The following is a 19,867-nucleotide window of genomic DNA, read 5'->3' on the forward strand; positions in this document are numbered from 1 at the left end:
TCTACAAATCTTATTTATGCAACAAAGCCATGCATCGTAAATTCAAACCAATAGCAGAGATTATTGGATTGATAATATCTCCTATCATACCTTTCAAGAAGTTTCTACCCATCCGACCATATTGCTTTAAGTGACCTATTATTGGTTCTATGGCACTGCGTCTCTTGATCATAGACTTGTCCTCTTGTAACAACTTCTTCCGCGTTTTTGGGGTATATACCTTACTCTTCTCCTTTACATTGCTACCACTATACCCAAGATCAACAAATGATTTCTTTATCTTGATTCCAGTGACACTCTCTACTGCTTCAAAGCTCTGATGCAATGTATGACCATCATAAGGATTATTATGAAACGATTTTGCGGATAAAATAAAATTTCTACGACCACTTACTACTACCGCTACTTTATTGCCAAACTCATATGGCTTGTTGCGTTTTCCCTTTCCTATACACTCTACTTCAGGGGCATGAAAACTATATAATACTTTGTTATCTTCTTTATATTGCTTTTTAGCTTCTCTTTTTAAAACAGATTGGTTATGTATTTGTTTTATTTTTTGCAATACTTCTTGATTTTTGAGAGACAAGTTTAATTGCTTATTTTTGATCTCACGCTCACATACTCTAATCAAACGACCCAGTAATATTTTTAAATGCTTCATTATTTTCCAACGCTTCTTGGCTTTACTATGTTCTTTATATTTCCATAGCTTTACTATATCGCGTTTATAGGTTCTAGCGTATGTTTCATTCAAATGTATACCCAAACTGTTGCAAAGCTTTACTATGCTAAGCCTAGCTTTATCCATTAAATAAACATCGTGTGGGTGTTTGATATTCTTAATTTGTACAGTCGTATCAGCGATGATTAATTCCAAATCTTTTTTTTTAATTGTGTTAGTTTTTATCCCAACCCTGATCAACTCCGATAATATCTCATTATATCCAGCTTCACCTAATACACTACGAAACCGTCGTATACTAGTTTCCGAGATAGCTATGTCTTTTTCTATATATTCCCACCCGCAGAAATACTGCCAATACATATTCTCTTTTAGCTCTTCCTCTGATAATGAATCTGAAAAATTATACATTGCTTGTAGCATCGTTATGCCAAGCATCACTCTATGACATTTTCTATTTCTACCAAATTTCTTAATACAAACATTTTTTGATAACCACTCTTCGAGCCTAGACCAATTTATTAATTCTCTTAATTTATATAGCTTATTATTTGGGTTTAATTCTTCTTTTAATTTATAACCAAACAGTTTCCCTTGTTCTTGCGATTTGATAATGTTGTCTATTGGCATTGACTGAAATCCATAAGGTTTATGACCATATTTTATCATTTTCTTACGGATTGTTGTATTACTTCTTGTCTTAAAACCATATTATCTATAAGGCTTGTAGAGTTTTGGCGGACGGACTAGATTTTTAGAAATAGGAGTAGATAAAGATCACGTACATTTTTTATTACAGTCAATACCAATGTATAGCCCAACAAAAATAACTCAAATCATAAAAAGTATTACTTCTAAGAAAATGTTTGAGAAATATCCAAATCTTAAAGAAAAATTATGGGGAAGTGAGTTTTGGAGTAAAGGATATTTTATGAGCACAGTAGGTAAACATGGTGATAAGCAGAAATTACGTAATTATGTACAGAATCAAGGTTCAGGCAAACCTTCTTATAAAGCATTTCAACAAAAACAGTTAAAGCTTTTTGGATAGATACCTCGTAGCTCTGCTGCGAGGAGCATCATTTGAATTGTAGAAGTTAAGATTTGATCTTACAGACACTATAAATTTTGCCCCTGATTGTCAGTTAAATTTTGACTGTCAGATACATATTCAAGATACAAGATTTCATTATTCTTTTCAACAGCTAATTTCTTACTATCCTTAAAAGTTTGCATAGGAGTTTTTCCATAACAATATTTACCAGAATGAGGTCTTTCATTATTGAAATACTCTAGCCAGATATCAAGATCTAATTGTAGGTCATCAAGATCTGTATAAATCTTTTTCCGCATAGCTGTATCAAAGAATTCTTGTTTCATGGTTTTATTAAAACGCTCACACATACCGTTTGTTTGAGGAGAATATGCTTTAGTAGTAGTATGCTCTATACCTTCGATACTTAGAAATAATTCAAAAGCATGATGCTCTATATTCCCCTTATATTCTGACCCACGATCTGTCAGAATACGAAGTATTGGTATCCCTTGAGTCTCATACCATGGTAACACTCGGTCATTAAGCATATCAGCAGCAGTTAAAGCTGTTTTATCAGTATATAGTTTAACATCAGCTACTCTGCTGTAGCTATCAATAAATACCTGAGAATAAACCTTACCTATACCCTTAAAGTTGCCTACATAATATGTATCTTGGCATCCTAGATACCCTGGATGCTGTGTCTCAATTTCTCCATGAGCTTCTTTTTCATTACGACGCTTCTCTAGCACTTGTAATTGTGCCTCAGTAAGCACAATACCATCTTGAGCCATTTTTGCTTCTAATGCTTTAAGTCTTTTACTGATGTTGTTTAAATCATTACGTAACCAAATTGATCTTACTCCCCCAGGTGATACAAGTACACCTGTCTTTTTAAGCTCATTTGATACTCTTAGCTGACCATATGCTGGATATTCTATTGCCATATCTAGTACTGCTTTCTCTACAGCAGGATCAACTCTATTCGCTATTATTGGCTTTCTTCGACTAATTTCATACAACGCTTCTTCGCCACCAGTTTCATACAGTTCTTTAAATCTGTAATAACTATCTCTACTATATCCCATCGCTTTACATGCTGATGATATACTACCAAGGCTCTTAGCTAATTCAAGTAAACCTAATTTTGGTTTTATTATTTTTTGATTTAAGTTCATTCTTTATCTCCATTTAATAATTAATTTATTTTACTAAATGTAAGATATAATCTCAACTATTACAAAAAAATAGAATGAACCCAGAGCATACAAGGCATAGATCTCCTGTTAATTTCTTGGTGCATATTCTAGCTTGTGTTACTTCTTATGCTATCACTAAATCTCGTATAAAACTTGATGCTTTAGCTCCAGAACAACTTCTCTTATCCTAAATTGGCGTTAATAAGACCCGCTATTTCATGTATTGCATTTCTATTACCACAATTCTTAAATACTGTTGTTAAACTTGCTCCTTCTTGCTTACTATCCTTATAAATCTGCGGTAAATCACATGATAAAATATTAGCGGACTAACCTTCTCTGAATTCTCCATCATTATTTGTTGTATAAACAGACAGAAATGTTTTGCTGGCTATTTGAGAAATTGCATATTTCATATTATTACCTAATTTATCGGTAATTTCGGTTAAACCTACAGGCATAACACATTTAAAAACTTTAGGTATATATATAATTTATTCTCCAATTTAAGTTAAAAACCATAAAATACGCTCCTTTACTAAAGGATATTAATATGTAAGTCAAGAATAAAGTTAAAATAATTTAATGCTAAAAACACTTAAAAATAATTTTATTAGTTTTAATATTCTACCAAATACAGTATGCTTATATATGATATAAGTCTTTTTGGTTATTCGTACAAAAAGCTATTCTCTATATATTTTTTCTAGAGACTAATAATAAAACAGGAGAAAAATAACATGACTTATTGTGATAAATCTAATCAAACTTCCTATCCTTTTGTGCTACCTAATTTACCTTATGATAAAGAAAGTTTTAAACCACATTTTACTGCTGAAACTTTTGAGTATCATCATGGTAAACACCATAATGCTTACGTGCAGAATTTAAATAATTTGCTAAAAGATAAAAAAGAACTACAAAAAAAGAATTTAGAAGAAATTATAGACTGGTCATCACAAAATCAAAATATTGCAATTTTTAATAATGCTGCACAAGTTTGGAATCATACATTTTTTTGGCATTCAATAAAGCCGAATGGTGGAGGAAAGCCAAGTGGTAAGATATTAAAGCAAATTAATGAGGATTTTGGTAGTTTTGAAGAGTTTTGTGAACAGTTTAAAGCAGAAGCAACGGGGCAGTTCGGGAGTGGCTGGGCTTGGCTGATATATCATAATAATAGATTACAAATTGTAAAAACTGCAAATGCTGGTACACCTATAGCAAATGGTATGCAACCGCTTCTTGCATGTGATGTTTGGGAGCATGCTTATTATATTGATTATCGTAACAAACGTCCTGATTACGTTGACATTTTTATTAAGCATATGATCAATTGGGAATTTGTAGAAAATAATTTAACTAAATAAATATAAATTATGGCAGAAATAGAAAACTTTAAAAAAAATCGAAATTTTATTAAACCTATTGTTGATTTAAAGGAAGTTCAAGAAGATCAAGTCAAATATATAGATGATCTAAAAGAAGTTCAAGAAACTCCAATTAGAAATATAGAAGATTCTAAAGAAGCTCTTATAGAATATGTAGCTTTTAGCGGTGGTGGGGCTAAAGGGGCTATATATTCAGGTGCTTATGCTGCACTAAAAAAAGCCGATCTTGTAGATAATGTAAAAGCTGTTGCAGGCTCATCAGCCGGTGCTATAACTGCTGCAATAGTGGCATTTGGTACCCCAGCTGAGCGATTTGAAGAAATATCTAAAACTACTAATTTACAGGATTTATTAGGACAAAAAGGATTTTCTGCTGGTGTTCTACAGTTAAATAAAGATGGTAAACCTTTATATAATTTGCTTGATAAAACTATAAAAGATAATGTAGGTGATTTTTTACAAAGACCAGATATTATAAATGTCCAAGATGATAAAGATTTAGATAGGTTAAGAGAAAGGCATAAAAGCGGCGGTAAAATATATTTTAGGGATTTAGCATTACTTCGAAAATATGATCCTACTAACTATAAAGATTTAGTGGTTACGGCTGTTGAGAAAGATGTAGGTGTGCTAACTATTTTTAGCAGCCTTGATACGCCTGATGTTGAAGTTGCTTTAGCCTGTCGTGCTTCTGCTTCTATCCCCCTTGTTTTTGAGCCAGTAGAAATTAATGGCAAAAAATATGTTGATGGTGGTTATTTGGATAACGTACCGACAAAATATTTTAAAGATAATGAGCCGGAATTTGATGTAAAAGAAATAACGAATGATACAGATGAGATTATATTAGCTAAAAAGCAAGGTAGAACTCTTTCTATGGCTTTTGGTGTTGGCATGGAAGCGGATGCAAATATTGCAATATATAGTGCTAAAGAATTTAAAAGTCCAAGTGAAATTGTAAAATTTTTAGCTGACGTATTATTTAAAATGATTGCAAAAATAGGTGGAAAATTAAAATATACCGATACTCTAAAAGAAACAAATGAGCAGCTACGTGAAAATGCTTTAAATACTGTTGTTTTAGATACTCAAGGAATCGATACTCTTGATTTTAAAGATGCCCAAAAATATGCTAATTACTTACATATTAAAGGGTATTGCCAAACTATGGAATATGCTAATAATCATGGGCTTGCTAAAGAAAAAGATAAAACGCTTGAACATCAGAAATTTCTATTAAATGTTTATGAAGTTTATGACAACAAAAATTTAAATAAAACCTTTGGAACCAAATTATTAGAAATGTTTATTCCGTCAAAGGAAAATAATGATTCTAAATGGCAACAAGGAGTTGTTGAAAACCATGATGATAAAGCAAAAATACTATTATCATTTTGTAATGTTAATGCTTTAACTAAAGAAAATTTACAACTACTTCTTACAGAATATGTAATAGCAGCTGCAACTAGCCGTAATGGTATATTAAAAGACAATACAAATTCAGTAAAAGCTTTATTCCATGTATTGAATGCTCCGAGTACTTCTAATGAAGTAAAAGAAAGTTTTATAGAGGTGTTTGCTATAGATAAAAGCAAAGATGCAAGATTTGATAAAACTAAAACTTATGATGAAAATATTGCTAAGTTCAAATTTACTAAAGATGATTTAGAGTCGTTTATAACTAAAAATAAAATTCGCAGAACTAAATTTGCCTATCCCCGAGGCAAGCCTACGGGGTATTTACGGCAAATTTTCCTGCGGACCGTCCTGCTTTGATTCAAATAATCGTGGCAAGCCACGGGGAATTTAACCCAACAGGGATTAATTATATGAATATTGATAAATTTACTGCACATGCTAAATCAGCAATAACAAACTGTCAACACATTGCTGCTAAAAATGATCATCAGCAAATATTACCTTTGCACTTATTAGCTAGTCTTTTTAATGAAGATACTGGGATTATCAGAACGCTTATTAATAATAGTGGAGGTAACTTAAATATTTTAGCTGATCAAGTACAGGTAGAATTAAATAAAATTCCAAAAGTACAAGTTGATGGCGGAGGAACAATTTATTTTTCTGCCGAACTCCTTAAAGTTTTACAAAGAGCTGATGACCTTGCTAAAAATAATGGGGATAGCTTTGTCACGATTGAGCGTATTTTGGAAGCTTTAAGTTTTGATAATACTATAGCTGGTAAAATTTTAACCAATAATGGAATCAGTAGTAAGAAGCTAGCGGCTAGTATTTTGCAGCTTCGTAAAGGCAAAAAAGCGGATACTGAATCAGCAGAAAATAGCTATGATGCTCTAAAAAAATACGGCAGAGACGTAACTGAGCTTGCTGACAGTGGTAAGCTTGATCCAATAATCGGACGTGATGAAGAAATCAGAAGAACAGTGCAAGTATTATCTCGTCGTATGAAAAATAATCCTGTGTTAATTGGTGAGCCTGGTGTTGGTAAAACTGCGATAATTGAAGGATTAGCACAACGAATATTTAGCAAAGATGTGCCAGAAACTCTTATTAATTGCCGAATTATCGAGCTTGATATGGGAGCGTTGATTGCGGGAGCAAAATATCGTGGTGAGTTTGAAGAGAGGCTTAAAGCTGTTCTTGGTGAAATAAAAGAATCAAGCGGTGAGATTATTTTATTTATCGATGAATTACATTTATTAGTTGGTACGGGTAAAACTGACGGAGCTATGGATGCATCAAATTTACTAAAGCCAATGCTTGCACGCGGTGAACTGCATTGTATCGGGGCTACTACTTTAGACGAGTATCGCAAATATATCGAGAAAGATGCGGCACTTGCTCGCCGCTTCCAACCTGTTTATGTTAGCGAGCCGACAGTAGAGGATACTATATCGATACTTAGAGGTATTAAGGAAAAGTATGAACTGCACCATGCGGTACGGATTTCCGATAGTGCAATAGTTGCGGCAGCAACTCTATCAAACCGCTATATTACGGATCGTTTTCTACCTGATAAAGCGATTGATTTAATGGATGAAGCTTGTAGTCGTATGAAAATCGAGCTATCAAGTAAACCTGAAGAACTGGACGCACTAGATCGCCGCATTATTCAGATAAAGATAGAGCTTGCAGCTTTGAAGAAAGAAATTGATGAACATTCTAAAAAGAAAATTGAGCATTTAACCGCAGAGTTAGAAAAGTTAGAATCCAAATCTTACGATATGAGTTCTAAATGGCAAGCCGAAAAATCCAAGATTCAAGGGCAGCAAAAACTTAAAGAAGAGTTAGACCGTGCTAGGATTGATTTAGAGCGAGCAGAACGTGATGCTAATTTAGCCAAAGCTAGTGAGTTAAAATATGGAATTATTCCTGAGATTATGAAGAAAATTCAGGAATCCGAAAATGCTGACAGTAAAGGATTGTTAAAGGAAATTGTTTCAGAAAGTGATATAGCAAGTATTATCTCTCGTATTACCGGTATTCCGATCGATACTATGCTATCAAGTAAGCGTGAACGTTTGCTTGTGATGGAGCAGAAATTACGTGAAGCCGTAATAGGGCAGGATGAGGCGATTAAAGGTGTTAGTGATGCAGTTAGGCGGTCACGTGCAGGTATTCAGGATATTAACCGCCCGCTTGGTTCTTTCTTGTTTCTCGGTCCGACTGGAGTAGGTAAAACAGAGCTGACTAAAGCTTTAGCGGGTTTTCTTTTCGATGATCGTAACGCCATCTTACGTATCGATATGTCGGAATATATGGAGAAGCATGCTATTTCACGGCTTATCGGAGCACCTCCCGGGTATGTTGGATATGATCAAGGTGGAGTGCTTACCGAAGCCGTAAGACGCCGACCTTATCAAGTCATATTGTTTGATGAAATAGAAAAAGCCCATCCTGATATTTTTAATATTATGCTGCAAATCCTAGATGAGGGAAGACTTACCGATAGTCAGGGTATCACAGTTGATTTTAAGAATACTATTATTGTGCTAACATCTAATTTAGGGGCTGAAATACTCGTTAACCAGAAAGAGAGTGAAGATACTTATAAGGTAAAAGACCAAGTTATGGAATATGTGAAGATGGTATTTAAACCTGAATTCTTGAATAGGTTAGATGAAATTATATTATTCCATAGATTAAACCAAAGTAATATTCACGATATAGTAAAAATTCAGCTAGAGGGTTTAAAGAAAATCTTATCAGCACAAAATATCATTCTTGAATTTGATGAACCGGCTTTAAACTATTTAGCCTTAAAAGGTTATGATCCGAGCTTTGGAGCAAGACCATTAAAGCGACTTATCCAGCGTGAAATACAAAATAACTTAGCTAAGATGATTTTAGCAGGCGAGGTAAGTAGCGGAAAAATAGTAAAAATAACTGCAAAAAAAGAAGAGCTGAAGATCCAGATAATTGATTAGTTTTTATAATAGTGGTATAATATACGTATAACATACGTGCAAGGTGAATATATGCAAAAAAACTAAACAACCCTCAGCTATAAGCTGAGGGGTTGAGTCTTTTGCAATGATTGTGTAAATTTTTGTTGAGCCTATATTAGAAGTAATTAAAAATATAGGTAACAGAAATGCAAATAGAGAAGAATAAAAAAATAAATGAAGCAATAGATTTGCTGATAAAAGGCGGAGTAGATTTAAAAACAGTACTAAGTCAGAATGGATTAATCTCTCAGGGTTTAATTCCCCGAAGCTCTGCTTCGTGATATACTACTTGAATGGAAGAAAGCAGTTATATACATAAGAGTCATAATGTCACAGTACTAATATATCATTTAGTAACGCCGGCAAAGTATAGAAGAGTAATATTCAATCAAGAACTAGATGATTATTTGTGTAAAATTTGTGAGCACATAGAAGATCGTTATGAAATTAGATTTTTAGAAATAGGAGTAGAGAAAGATCACGTACATTTTTTATTACAGTCAATACCAATGTATAGCCCAACAAAAATAACTCAAATCATAAAAAGTATTACTTCTAAGAAAATGTTTGAGAAATATCCAAATCTTAAAGAAAAATTATGGGGAAGTGAGTTTTGGAGTAAAGGATATTTTATGAGCACAGTAGGTAAACATGGTGATGAGCAGAAATTACGTAATTATGTACAGAATCAAGGTTTAGGCAAACCTTCTTATAAAGCATTTCAACAAAAACAGTTAAAGCTTTTTGGATAGATACCTCGTAGCTCTGCTGCGAGGAGCATCATTTATGATCTTTAACGTCGTTCCTGAAAAATCGCTTAAAGAGGTTGATCTTAATAATTCTTCTGAAAGCTTAGCGTTCTTTTTGAACGGCAATACAGATAGTAATGTGACAACACTGCCTCCCCCTACATGAAAGCTATTTTATATACTTTTAGTGAGCATCTTAATAACCCCTTAAGTTTTGAGAAAATAACCGAGGAAGCTAATAAAAAGCTCCATGGTACTAAAATGATGCTCCTCGCAGCAGAGCTACGAGGTATCTAAAAAAGTTTTAGTTGTTTCTTATGATATCACGAAGCAGAGCTTCGGGGAATTAAACCCTGAGAGATTAAATGAAATAAAAGCTGAGCTTTTGGAAAACGCAATGAAGTTAGTATTACAAGGTTACATTAATATTACTACTCAGAAACATAGAGAAACGCCTGAGCTTAATAAGCCTAAAACTACGAAGCTTGTAATACATCAAGCAATACATACTCCTTATATGTGGGTTACAAATTTAAAACACGAGCCAGTAGGGGTTAATTTCTTTGAAAAACTTGCTATTAAGATATATGGATGGTAAGCATGATAAGAAAGCTATTATTGACGCAGTGATGGGTCATGTAGTAAAAGGTGAAATAAATTTAAGCAAAGACGGACAAAAGATAGAAGATCAAGAAGTGATACGTAAACAACTCGAGGTTTTATTTATGCCAATGATTGACAAGTTTGCCGCTAACGCTTTATTGGTTTAATATACAACCCGTCATTGCGAGTGACTGCAAGGAGCGTGGCAATCTCAGGATGTTTGAAAAGATTGCTGCGTTGATGCCATGCATATCCTCTCAATGACGAGGAAACACAATATAATAACTCATGCCCATATTTTTTTATTTATTTACAACATTAATCATAATTAGCAGTCTATGCGTTGTTTTGAGCAAAAATTCCGTATACTCAGTATTATGGTTAATTTTTGCCTTTATTAACGGCTCTGGAATTATGATACTGCTTGGTGCAGAATTTTTAGCAATGATGCTAATAGTCATATATGTCGGAGCAGTAGCAGTATTATTTTTATTTGTGATAATGATGCTGGATATGCATTTTAATAAGGCTATAATGCAGCTAAAGGAAAAGCCTATCTTAAGCATTGTTGTATCTTTGATTATGTTTGCTGATTTAGTAGTGATTATTTTACTCGGTACTAAAAATATTCATTTTAGTTCTGATTTATCATTTGCCATAGTAAGTGATGTATCAAATACTAAAGCAATAGGAAAAATATTATATACTGATTTTATTATACCTTTCCAAATTGCGGGACTTATTTTATTTGCTGCCATGATCGGTTGTATTACCTTAACTCTTAGAAAACGTGACGGAGTAAAGCGTCAAAATATCACAAAACAACTTTCGCATAATAAGGAAAATGCTGTATTAATGACAAAACCTTTTATAAATAAAGGAATTGAGAATATTAAATATGAATGAATATATAGGGCTTAATCACTATTTAGTTTTAAGCAGTTTAGTGTTTACTATCGGGATGCTTGGATTCTTTATGCACCGCAAAAACATTATCAATATATTAATGTCGATTGAACTAATGCTGCTTGCAGTTAATATAAATTTTATTGCTTTCTCGGTATATATGCAAGAATTATCAGGGCAGATTTTCAGCATCATAATTCTAACTATAGCTGCTGCTGAAACTTCTATTGGTCTTGCAATATTACTGATATATTTCCGTAATAAAGGCTCGATTGAAGTCACAGATATCAATCAGATGAGGGGATAAAGATGTATCAAAGCATTGCTATAATGATTATTGTATTACCTCTTGCTTCTGCTTTAATAAACGGATTATTTGTAAGAAGAATAGATAAAAAACTAGCGTCTATAGTTGCAACATCGTTTTTATCTTTATCAGCATTATTTGCATTAATAATATTTTATCACACAGGATTAAACGGGCATATAATCCATATAAAATTATTGACATGGATTACAGTAAGCCAATTTAAGGTAGATTGGTCGATTTATATAGATCAGCTAACAAGCATAATGTTTATAGCCGTCACATGGGTATCTAGCGTCGTGCATATTTATTCTCTCGGCTATATGTCTCGAGATAAGGGGATAGTACGTTTCTTATCTTTCCTGTCGTTGTTTACTTTCTTTATGCTAATGCTAGTATCAGCTGATAATTTCTTACAATTATTTTTTGGTTGGGAGGGAGTTGGCGTTTGTTCGTATTTATTAATTGGTTTTTGGTACTCAAAAGAATCAGCAAATAAAGCAGCTATTAAAGCTTTTATAGCCAATAGAGTCGGAGATTTTGCATTTATTTTAGGCGTAATAACGATTATTTTTTATTGTCATTCAGCAAATTATGAGGATGTATTTTTGCTTGCTCCAAAATTAGCTAATACAAAAATATTGCTAGCTAATTTTGAAATTTCTATCCTTGATATTGCCTGCTTATTGTTATTCATCGGTTGTATGGGTAAATCGGCACAGATAGGCTTGCATGTATGGCTTCCTGATGCAATGGAAGGACCTACTCCTGTATCTGCACTGATTCACGCAGCAACTATGGTAACGGCAGGAGTGTTTTTAGTAGCACGCTGTTCATATTTGTTTGAATACAGCCCTATGGTGCTACAATTCATCACGATCATCGGCGGTATTACTTGCCTTTTTGCTGCAAGTATTGCCATTATGCAACACGATATCAAAAAAATTATCGCCTATTCAACTTGTAGCCAGCTTGGTTATATGTTTATGGCTTGCGGGGTATCAGCATATAATAGCGGTATATTTCATTTAGTAACGCATGCCTTTTTTAAAGCCTTACTATTTTTATCAGCTGGCAGCGTTATACATGCGGTTCATGAGCAGGATATATTTAAAATGGGTGAGCTGCGAAATAAGATGCCTATAACTTATGGAAATTTTTTAATCGGTTCGCTTGCGTTAATAGGGATCTATCCGCTTGCAGGGTTTTATTCGAAAGATTCGATCTTAGAAGCGGTTTATAGCAGAGGGTCATTTATGTTTATATTTGGTATATTAGCTGCAATACTTACCGCTATTTACTCAATGAAAATTATTATGTTGGTATTTCACGGCAAAACTAGACTAGAAAAAGATGTTTTCGAGCATGCTCATGAACCGCCTAAAGTAATGAATAATCCCCTTACATTGTTGGTGGCAGGAAGCTTTTTTAGCGGGATGATTGGTTATTATCTGCTTTCAATGGATAAACCGAATGGTTATTTCCATGATAGTTTACTTAATTTACAAGCTTATAAGCTATTAATTACTCATCCACCTTTGCATATTAAATTATTACCAATTATAGTGGGAATAATAGGGATTGTTGCAGGGATTTATTTATATAAATCAGATGTTGTTATGTCATTCCTGCGTAGGCGGGAATCCAGTAAAGATAATTACTTTACTAAAATAGTAATCAATAAATATTATTTTGATGAGCTATATAATTTCTTAATAGTAAAACCTATTAACTGCTTAGCTTGTTTATTTTATTCTGGTGATCAAAAAATAATTGATCGTTTTGGTCCTAATGGCTTTGCTAGGAGTGTTAATTGTTTCAGTAGGTTGACCGGCAAAACCCAAACTGGATATGTTTTTAATTATACTTTATATGTAGTATTTTTCATGGTTGCAGCAATAAGCTGTTTCGTGTGGATAGGGTAGCACCTCCACTTCTGTCATCCCGTGGCTTGACCACGGGATCCAGAAAATAATTAAAAATACTAAATAATATTAGTATTTTTAATTGGATACCGCTACAAGCTTGCGGTATAGCTTATTTCACTAAGGTCCTTACATGGTGCTAATATTTAATATGGCATATAATAAGGCATCCCACAAATTTAGTGTCAGTATCTTAATGGATTAAGCTATATGTCAAGGGTTTCTGCCATTGCTAAGAATGACGAAAAAATTATAAGATCTTAAAAAAATGTTAGAATTACCAATCATATCAATTACTATCTTTCTGCCGCTAATAAGCGTGCTATATATTTTGCTATTTATTAGTCAAAGCAAAAAACCCGATAAGCAAATACATACAATGTATGTTGCGGTGCTGAGTAGTGTTTTAAAATTCATCTCAACTATATATATATTAATAGAATTTGATTCATCTAACCCTGCTTATCAATTTGTTGAACGATATAGCTGGCTTGATAAAATTGGGCTTGAATTTCATGTAGGTATTGATGGTATATCAATATTTTTCGTAAGCTTAACTTCCTTTCTTACTCTTATTTGCATTATTGGGAGCTTATTTACTGTTAAAAAATATATCAAAGAATATTTGGTATGTTTTTTATTAATGGAATCCTTTTGTATAGGAGCATTTACCTCAATAAATTTATTATTATTCTACTTATTTTTCGAAGTAATATTAGTACCAATGTATATTATTATCGGAGTATGGGGCGGTGAGAATAGAATATATGCGGCTGTTAAATTCTTCTTATATACTTTCTTTGGCTCGGTATTTTTCTTATTATCAATAATATATATTTATAGTAAGATTCACAGCTTTGATTTAAGCAATATTGGCGAATTTACTAATAATTTCCCCTTGCATGTGCAGCAAATTTTATGGTGGGCTATTTTTATCGCCTTTGCCATCAAAATTCCTATGATTCCATTTCACACATGGTTACCTGACGCTCACGTACAAGCCCCTACTAGCGGCTCAGTTATTCTTGCTGGTATTTTGCTAAAACTTGGTGGCTATGGTTTTTTAAGGGTATTACTGCCGCTTCTACCTAATGCATCGCAGGAATTTGCAATTTATGTAATTTGGCTTAGTGTTATTGCTATAATATATGCCTCCCTTGTCGCCTTGGCCCAAAAAGATATGAAGAAAATGATTGCCTATTCGTCTATTGCCCATATGGGTTATGTTACTATAGGTATTTTTAGCTTTACTGATAGCGGAGTGAGCGGGGCATTATTTCAAATGTTAAGCCATGGTATAATATCCTCCTGCTTATTCTTAATAGTTGGCACTTTATATGAAAGGTTACATACTAAAGAGATAGCTAAATATGGTGGCGTTGCAAGTAAAATGCCGGTGCTTGCCACATTTTTTATGATTGCAATGCTTGGCTCTGTCGGCTTGCCAGGAACTAGCGGATTTATCGGTGAGTTTTTAAGCCTACTTGGAATTTATAAGGTAAATGTGATAGCAACTTTCTTAGCAGCTCTTGGTATAATTCTTGGTGCTGTTTACATGCTGAAGCTATATAAAGAAGTGATGCTAGGCAAAATTACTAATAAAGAAATCATTAATTTCAGAGATTTATATAGTTATGAAATAATCTCAATCGCTCCTTTAATATTACTAATTATTTATTTCGGTCTAATGCCAAGTTCTATTTTAAATGTATTTCATTTGTCGGTAGAGAATTTGTTAGTTAAATTTTTCTAGTTGATTATAAAAGATTCAAGTGTTACTCTAATTATAGAACTTTAAATTGAGGTCTATATGAAAAACAGAATAAAAAAAACAGTTAAAGACGTAAATGAGAAGCTAGATGATGCAAGTAGAGCAGTTGGTCAAGACGTTAATCTCTCAGGGTTTAATTCCCCGAAGCTCTGCTTCGTGATATACTACTTGAATGGAAGAAAGCAGTTATATACATAAGAGTCATAATGTCACAGTACTAATATATCATTTAGTAACGCCGGCAAAGTATAGAAGAGTAATATTCAATCAAGAACTAGATGATTATTTGTGTAAAATTTGTGAGCACATAGAAGATCGTTATGAAATTAGATTTTTAGAAATAGGAGTAGATAAAGATCACGTACATTTTTTATTACAGTCAATACCAATGTATAGCCCAACAAAAATAACTCAAATCATAAAAAGTATTACTTCTAAGAAAATGTTTGAGAAATATCCAAATCTTAAAGAAAAATTATGGGGAAGTGAGTTTTGGAGTAAAGGATATTTTATGAGCACAGTAGGTAAACATGGTGATGAGCAGAAATTACGTAATTATGTACAGAATCAAGGTTCAGGCAAACCTTCTTATAAAGCATTTCAACAAAAACAGTTAAAGCTTTTTGGATAGATACCTCGTAGCTCTGCTGCGAGGAGCATCATTTTTGCTATAACTGATGTAAGTGTTGGAAGCCAAGCTTTAGAAACTAAGTTAGATGACAACCCTAATCATGATATAGTAGACCCCTTTCGAAACTCTACTTCTAGGGGTAGTTTATACGTCGATCCGGTGCTCGAATCCTCACGTATGTCTGTATACGCTGCGGTTCTGTGCTCCGTGTCTCCTTTAAATTCCTTCCTATAAGCGAGTTTGGAAAGAGGTCTAATATTATTAGAGCTATACTAAGATGCTATCATTCCACCAATTAAAATTTAATATATATCAAAAACAATTATTTGATAATTTAAGTATTACTTTTTTAGATCCTGCTATTACTTATATAAAAGGAGCTAATGGTTGTGGTAAAACTTCGCTATTACGCATGGTAGCGGGCATTATGCAGCCAAGTAACGGTAATATTTTCTACAGAAAGCTTAACATTAACAATATTGCTAAGCCTTACTGCACTTATATTGGTCATAATTTAGGTCTAAAGCTTGAGATGACTGTTTTGGAAAATCTAAAATTCTGGTCAGAGATTTATAATTCAGTAGAAACTCTAGATGCTGCCATTCATTATTTTAAATTATATGATTTATTAGATGAGAAATGCTACACTTTATCCAGTGGATTGCAGAAAGTTGTAGCTTTAGCAAGACTTATTGCTTGCCAATCGGATCTATGGTTGCTTGATGAAGTTGAAACCAATTTAAGTAAAGAAAATAGAGATTTACTAAATAACTTAATTGTCATGAAAGCAAATAGTGGCGGTATTGTACTTCTATCTTCTCACACCGAAAATCATATTAAATCAGCACAAATATTACAACTTACTTGAAGTATTAAATGAAATACTATAAAGTCAAAAAGTTCATAACTTTTTATTTATAACGCTAATTTAGGATAAGGGATAGATAGAAAGCTTATAGATAAAGGGTTTAAAGGAGATTAATGTTGAGTTATGATAGATTTTTTTAATAAAAGATCAGTAACTCAACATGAAAAGATGTATCATAACTGTATATTATTTAGTAGATAATTTTTGTAAAATATATGAAGAATGGATAGAACACCGTCTATTATCAACAAATCAGCAAAGGCATAGAATAGGAAAATTAAGTCTTGCAGAATTGATGACAATAGTCATATATTTTTATCTATCGCCTTGCAAGGACTTTAAAAACTATTATTTATACTACTTACCGCATAAATATAAGGGTTACTTTAATTTACCATGTTATAGTAGAATAGTACAATTATGGCCAAGGTTAATCTCTCAGGGTTTAATTCCCCGAAGCTCTGCTTCGTGATATACTACTTGAATGGAAGAAAGCAGTTATATACATAAGAGTCATAATGTCACAGTACTAATATATCATTTAGTAACGCCGGCAAAGTATAGAAGAGTAATATTCAATCAAGAACTAGATGATTATTTGTGTAAAATTTGTGAGCACATAGAAGATCGTTATGAAATTAGATTTTTAGAAATAGGAGTAGATAAAGATCACGTACATTTTTTATTGTCCCAAATTTGGGAGAAAAACCCCGCACTTGCAGTGCGTCGTTTTAACATATAGAATGAAGAGATGCAGTATGAAGCTAAGCCACACAGTTTACGATTGCACTTATCATATAGTATGGGTGACTAAATATCGCTATAATATATTGGTAGGAGAGTCAAGGACCTAATCCAAGAGATATGTAAGAATAATGGTGTAGAGATATTAAGAGGGAAGATAGCTTCAAATCACGTACATATCTATGTATCTGTGCCACCTTATCAAAGTATTAGTAAGGGTGGTACAGTATCTAAAAGGAAAGAGTTCAAGGAAGATTCAGCAGGAATTTCCAGAATTACGGCAACAGTATTGGGGTAAACACTTATGGGCTGTTGGATATTTTGTCAGAACCACAGGCAATGTGACTGACAAAATGATTAAGGATTATATTGATAAACATGAATCGAGAGATGATAAGTTTGGAAACTTTCAAGTTGAAAACTAGCTATAGCTAGTCCGTCCGCCAAAACTCTACAAGCCTTATAGATAATATGGTTTTAAGACAAGAAGTAATACAACAATCCGTAAGAAAATGATAAAATATGGTCATAAACCTTATGGATTTCAGTCAATGCCAATAGACAACATTATCAAATCGCAAGAACAAGGGAAACTGTTTGGTTATAAATTAAAAGAAGAATTAAACCCAAATAATAAGCTATATAAATTAAGAGAATTAATAAATTGGTCTAGGCTCGAAGAGTGGTTATCAAAAAATGTTTGTATTAAGAAATTTGGTAGAAATAGAAAATGTCATAGAGTGATGCTTGGCATAACGATGCTACAAGCAATGTATAATTTTTCAGATTCATTATCAGAGGAAGAGCTAAAAGAGAATATGTATTGGCAGTATTTCTGCGGGTGGGAATATATAGAAAAAGACATAGCTATCTCGGAAACTAGTATACGACGGTTTCGTAGTGTATTAGGTGAAGCTGGATATAATGAGATATTATCGGAGTTGATCAGGGTTGGGATAAAAACTAACACAATTAAAAAAAAAGATTTGGAATTAATCATCGCTGATACGACTGTACAAATTAAGAATATCAAACACCCACACGATGTTTATTTAATGGATAAAGCTAGGCTTAGCATAGTAAAGCTTTGCAACAGTTTGGGTATACATTTGAATGAAACATACGCTAGAACCTATAAACGCGATATAGTAAAGCTATGGAAATATAAAGAACATAGTAAAGCCAAGAAGCGTTGGAAAATAATGAAGCATTTAAAAATATTACTGGGTCGTTTGATTAGAGTATGTGAGCGTGAGATCAAAAATAAGCAATTAAACTTGTCTCTCAAAAATCAAGAAGTATTGCAAAAAATAAAACAAATACATAACCAATCTGTTTTAAAAAGAGAAGCTAAAAAGCAATATAAAGAAGATAACAAAGTATTATATAGTTTTCATGCCCCTGAAGTAGAGTGTATAGGAAAGGGAAAACGCAACAAGCCATATGAGTTTGGCAATAAAGTAGCGGTAGTAGTAAGTGGTCGTAGAAATTTTGTTTTATCCGCAAAATCGTTTCATAATAATCCTTATGATGGTCATACATTGCATCAGAGCTTTGAAGCAGTAGAGAGTGTCACTGGAATCAAGATAAAGAAATCATTTGTTGATCTTGGGTATAGTGGTAGCAATGTAAAGGAGAAGAGTAAGGTATATACCCCAAAAACGCGGAAGAAGTTGTTACAAGAGGACAAGTCTATGATCAAGAGACGCAGTGCCATAGAACCAATAATAGGTCACTTAAAGCAATATGGTCGGATGGGTAGAAACTTCTTGAAAGGTATGATAGGAGATATTATCAATCCAATAATCTCTGCTATTGGTTTGAATTTACGATGCATTGCAAATCATTTACAAATCGTGTCTAACTCCACATAAATCAAAAATATCATCATGCAAAAACTAGATGAACGATAAAAAATCGTTAACAATAGCTCCATATCAAAATTAGACCAACACAGAAATGTATCAGTAAAAATTAACATAACTTAATGATGCTCCTCGCAGCAGAGCTACGAGGTATCTAAAAAAGTTTTAGTTGTTTCTTATGATATCACGAAGCAGAGCTTCGGGGAATTAAACCCTGAGAGATTAATTTTTATTGAAAATCTTAGCAATTTGTTGTCAAAACTCTATCCCATTACAAATGATCAGGATTTGAAGTGTTTTTGGCGGATAGACTAGCTAAGGCATTTATGCCGTAATCTTAAGCCCTGCATTTACAATGCAGGGTGATTAACTACAGTCGATACCAATGTATAGCCCAACAAAAATAACTCAAATCATAAAAAGTATTACTTCTAAGAAAATGTCTGAGAAATATCCAAATCTTAAAGAAAAATTATGGGGAAGTGAGTTTTGGAGTAAAGGATATTTTATGAGCACAGTAGGTAAACATGGTGATGAGCAGAAATTACGTAATTATGTACAGAATCAAGGTTCAGGCAAACCTTCTTATAAAGCATTTCAACAAAAACAGTTAAAGCTTTTTGGATAGATACCTCGTAGCTCTGCTGCGAGGAGCATCATTTGTCAAAACTTCAGTCAAAAGCTTATTTATGCAACAAAGCCATAATGACTGACTAGTAATTATTGAAAAATATTATATAAGTATCAATTAAAGTTATCA

Annotated in this window: 17 protein-coding genes and 4 pseudogenes; 19 read left to right on the forward strand and 2 right to left on the reverse strand. The window is 33.0% G+C overall.

Going from position 1 to position 19,867, the window contains the following annotated elements:
- Positions 1-10: 10 nt before the first annotated feature.
- Positions 11-1,354 (reverse strand): IS5 family transposase, encoded by a 1,344-nt coding sequence (locus AAHI98_RS07760; RefSeq protein ID WP_342225561.1) that lies wholly within the window; start codon positions 1,352-1,354, stop codon positions 11-13.
- A 91-nt stretch (positions 1,355-1,445) separates the two neighbouring features.
- Here AAHI98_RS07760 and tnpA (AAHI98_RS07765) point away from each other — a divergent pair, with 91 nt between their 5' ends.
- Positions 1,446-1,736 (forward strand): IS200/IS605 family transposase, encoded by a 291-nt coding sequence (tnpA, locus tag AAHI98_RS07765; protein ID WP_342226130.1) that lies wholly within the window; start codon positions 1,446-1,448, stop codon positions 1,734-1,736.
- A 68-nt stretch (positions 1,737-1,804) separates the two neighbouring features.
- On the opposite strand, the gene AAHI98_RS07770 is transcribed toward tnpA (AAHI98_RS07765), so the two are convergent.
- The gene (locus AAHI98_RS07770) at positions 1,805-2,899 is read right to left on the reverse strand and encodes an IS481 family transposase (protein ID WP_342225135.1); all 1,095 of its coding nucleotides are present in this window, start codon (positions 2,897-2,899) and stop codon (positions 1,805-1,807) included.
- Positions 2,900-3,660: 761 nt separating this feature from the next.
- On the opposite strand from AAHI98_RS07770, the gene AAHI98_RS07775 reads away from it, so the two are divergent.
- The 18 genes and pseudogenes from AAHI98_RS07775 to tnpA (AAHI98_RS07865) all read left to right on the forward strand — a co-directional run bounded on the left by AAHI98_RS07775 (position 3,661) and on the right by tnpA (AAHI98_RS07865) (position 19,735).
- Positions 3,661-4,290 carry a superoxide dismutase gene (locus AAHI98_RS07775; RefSeq protein ID WP_342225562.1) on the forward strand — a complete coding sequence of 210 codons (630 nt, stop codon included), beginning with the start codon at positions 3,661-3,663 and terminating at the stop codon, positions 4,288-4,290.
- 9 nt (positions 4,291-4,299) lie between these two features.
- On the forward strand, positions 4,300-6,087 hold the full coding sequence (locus AAHI98_RS07780; RefSeq protein WP_342225563.1) for a patatin-like phospholipase family protein: 1,788 nt from the start codon (positions 4,300-4,302) through the stop codon (positions 6,085-6,087).
- A gap of 53 nt (positions 6,088-6,140) precedes the next feature.
- On the forward strand, positions 6,141-8,717 hold the full coding sequence (gene clpB / locus AAHI98_RS07785) for an ATP-dependent chaperone ClpB (RefSeq protein ID WP_342226131.1): 2,577 nt from the start codon (positions 6,141-6,143) through the stop codon (positions 8,715-8,717).
- A gap of 167 nt (positions 8,718-8,884) precedes the next feature.
- A complete protein-coding gene (locus AAHI98_RS07790) occupies positions 8,885-9,019 on the forward strand; it encodes a hypothetical protein (RefSeq protein ID WP_342224747.1) in 135 nt (44 codons plus the stop codon).
- 12 nt (positions 9,020-9,031) lie between these two features.
- Complete coding sequence (gene tnpA, locus AAHI98_RS07795; RefSeq protein ID WP_342225564.1) at positions 9,032-9,490, forward strand: IS200/IS605 family transposase; 459 nt, start codon at positions 9,032-9,034, stop codon at positions 9,488-9,490.
- A 34-nt stretch (positions 9,491-9,524) separates the two neighbouring features.
- Positions 9,525-9,749: pseudogene (locus tag AAHI98_RS07800) on the forward strand (hypothetical protein); the annotation flags it as partial.
- A 102-nt stretch (positions 9,750-9,851) separates the two neighbouring features.
- Positions 9,852-10,257, forward strand: a pseudogene (locus AAHI98_RS07805) (hypothetical protein); the annotation flags it as partial.
- 121 nt (positions 10,258-10,378) lie between these two features.
- The gene (locus AAHI98_RS07810) at positions 10,379-10,996 is read left to right on the forward strand and encodes an NADH-quinone oxidoreductase subunit J (protein ID WP_342225565.1); all 618 of its coding nucleotides are present in this window, start codon (positions 10,379-10,381) and stop codon (positions 10,994-10,996) included.
- Entirely contained in the window at positions 10,989-11,303 is a 315-nt protein-coding gene (gene nuoK / locus AAHI98_RS07815; protein ID WP_342225566.1) for an NADH-quinone oxidoreductase subunit NuoK, read from the forward strand. The genes AAHI98_RS07810 and nuoK overlap by 8 nt, the downstream gene beginning before the upstream one ends.
- Before the next feature lie 2 nt (positions 11,304-11,305).
- Positions 11,306-13,228 (forward strand): NADH-quinone oxidoreductase subunit L, encoded by a 1,923-nt coding sequence (gene nuoL, locus AAHI98_RS07820; RefSeq protein WP_342225567.1) that lies wholly within the window; start codon positions 11,306-11,308, stop codon positions 13,226-13,228.
- A gap of 268 nt (positions 13,229-13,496) precedes the next feature.
- The gene (locus AAHI98_RS07830; protein ID WP_342225568.1) at positions 13,497-14,981 is read left to right on the forward strand and encodes an NADH-quinone oxidoreductase subunit M; all 1,485 of its coding nucleotides are present in this window, start codon (positions 13,497-13,499) and stop codon (positions 14,979-14,981) included.
- A gap of 190 nt (positions 14,982-15,171) precedes the next feature.
- Entirely contained in the window at positions 15,172-15,630 is a 459-nt protein-coding gene (gene tnpA, locus AAHI98_RS07835) for an IS200/IS605 family transposase (RefSeq protein WP_342224823.1), read from the forward strand.
- A 277-nt stretch (positions 15,631-15,907) separates the two neighbouring features.
- The gene (gene ccmA / locus AAHI98_RS07845; RefSeq protein ID WP_342225569.1) at positions 15,908-16,498 is read left to right on the forward strand and encodes a heme ABC exporter ATP-binding protein CcmA; all 591 of its coding nucleotides are present in this window, start codon (positions 15,908-15,910) and stop codon (positions 16,496-16,498) included.
- 160 nt (positions 16,499-16,658) lie between these two features.
- Positions 16,659-16,934 (forward strand): annotated as a pseudogene (locus AAHI98_RS18135) (IS982 family transposase); the annotation flags it as partial.
- 48 nt (positions 16,935-16,982) lie between these two features.
- Positions 16,983-17,240, forward strand: coding sequence for a transposase (locus tag AAHI98_RS07850; protein ID WP_342225570.1), 258 nt, complete (start codon positions 16,983-16,985; stop codon positions 17,238-17,240).
- A gap of 16 nt (positions 17,241-17,256) precedes the next feature.
- Positions 17,257-17,667: pseudogene (tnpA, locus tag AAHI98_RS07855) on the forward strand (IS200/IS605 family transposase).
- A gap of 87 nt (positions 17,668-17,754) precedes the next feature.
- A complete protein-coding gene (locus AAHI98_RS07860; protein ID WP_342224717.1) occupies positions 17,755-19,116 on the forward strand; it encodes an IS5 family transposase in 1,362 nt (453 codons plus the stop codon).
- 376 nt (positions 19,117-19,492) lie between these two features.
- Positions 19,493-19,735: an IS200/IS605 family transposase gene (tnpA, locus tag AAHI98_RS07865; protein WP_342225571.1), complete on the forward strand. Its 243-nt coding sequence runs from the start codon at positions 19,493-19,495 to the stop codon at positions 19,733-19,735.
- Positions 19,736-19,867: the final 132 nt, after the last annotated feature.

The sequence above is a fragment of the Rickettsia endosymbiont of Urophora cardui genome (assembly GCF_964030725.1).
In the GTDB taxonomy this organism is placed as follows: Bacteria; Pseudomonadota; Alphaproteobacteria; order Rickettsiales; family Rickettsiaceae; genus Rickettsia.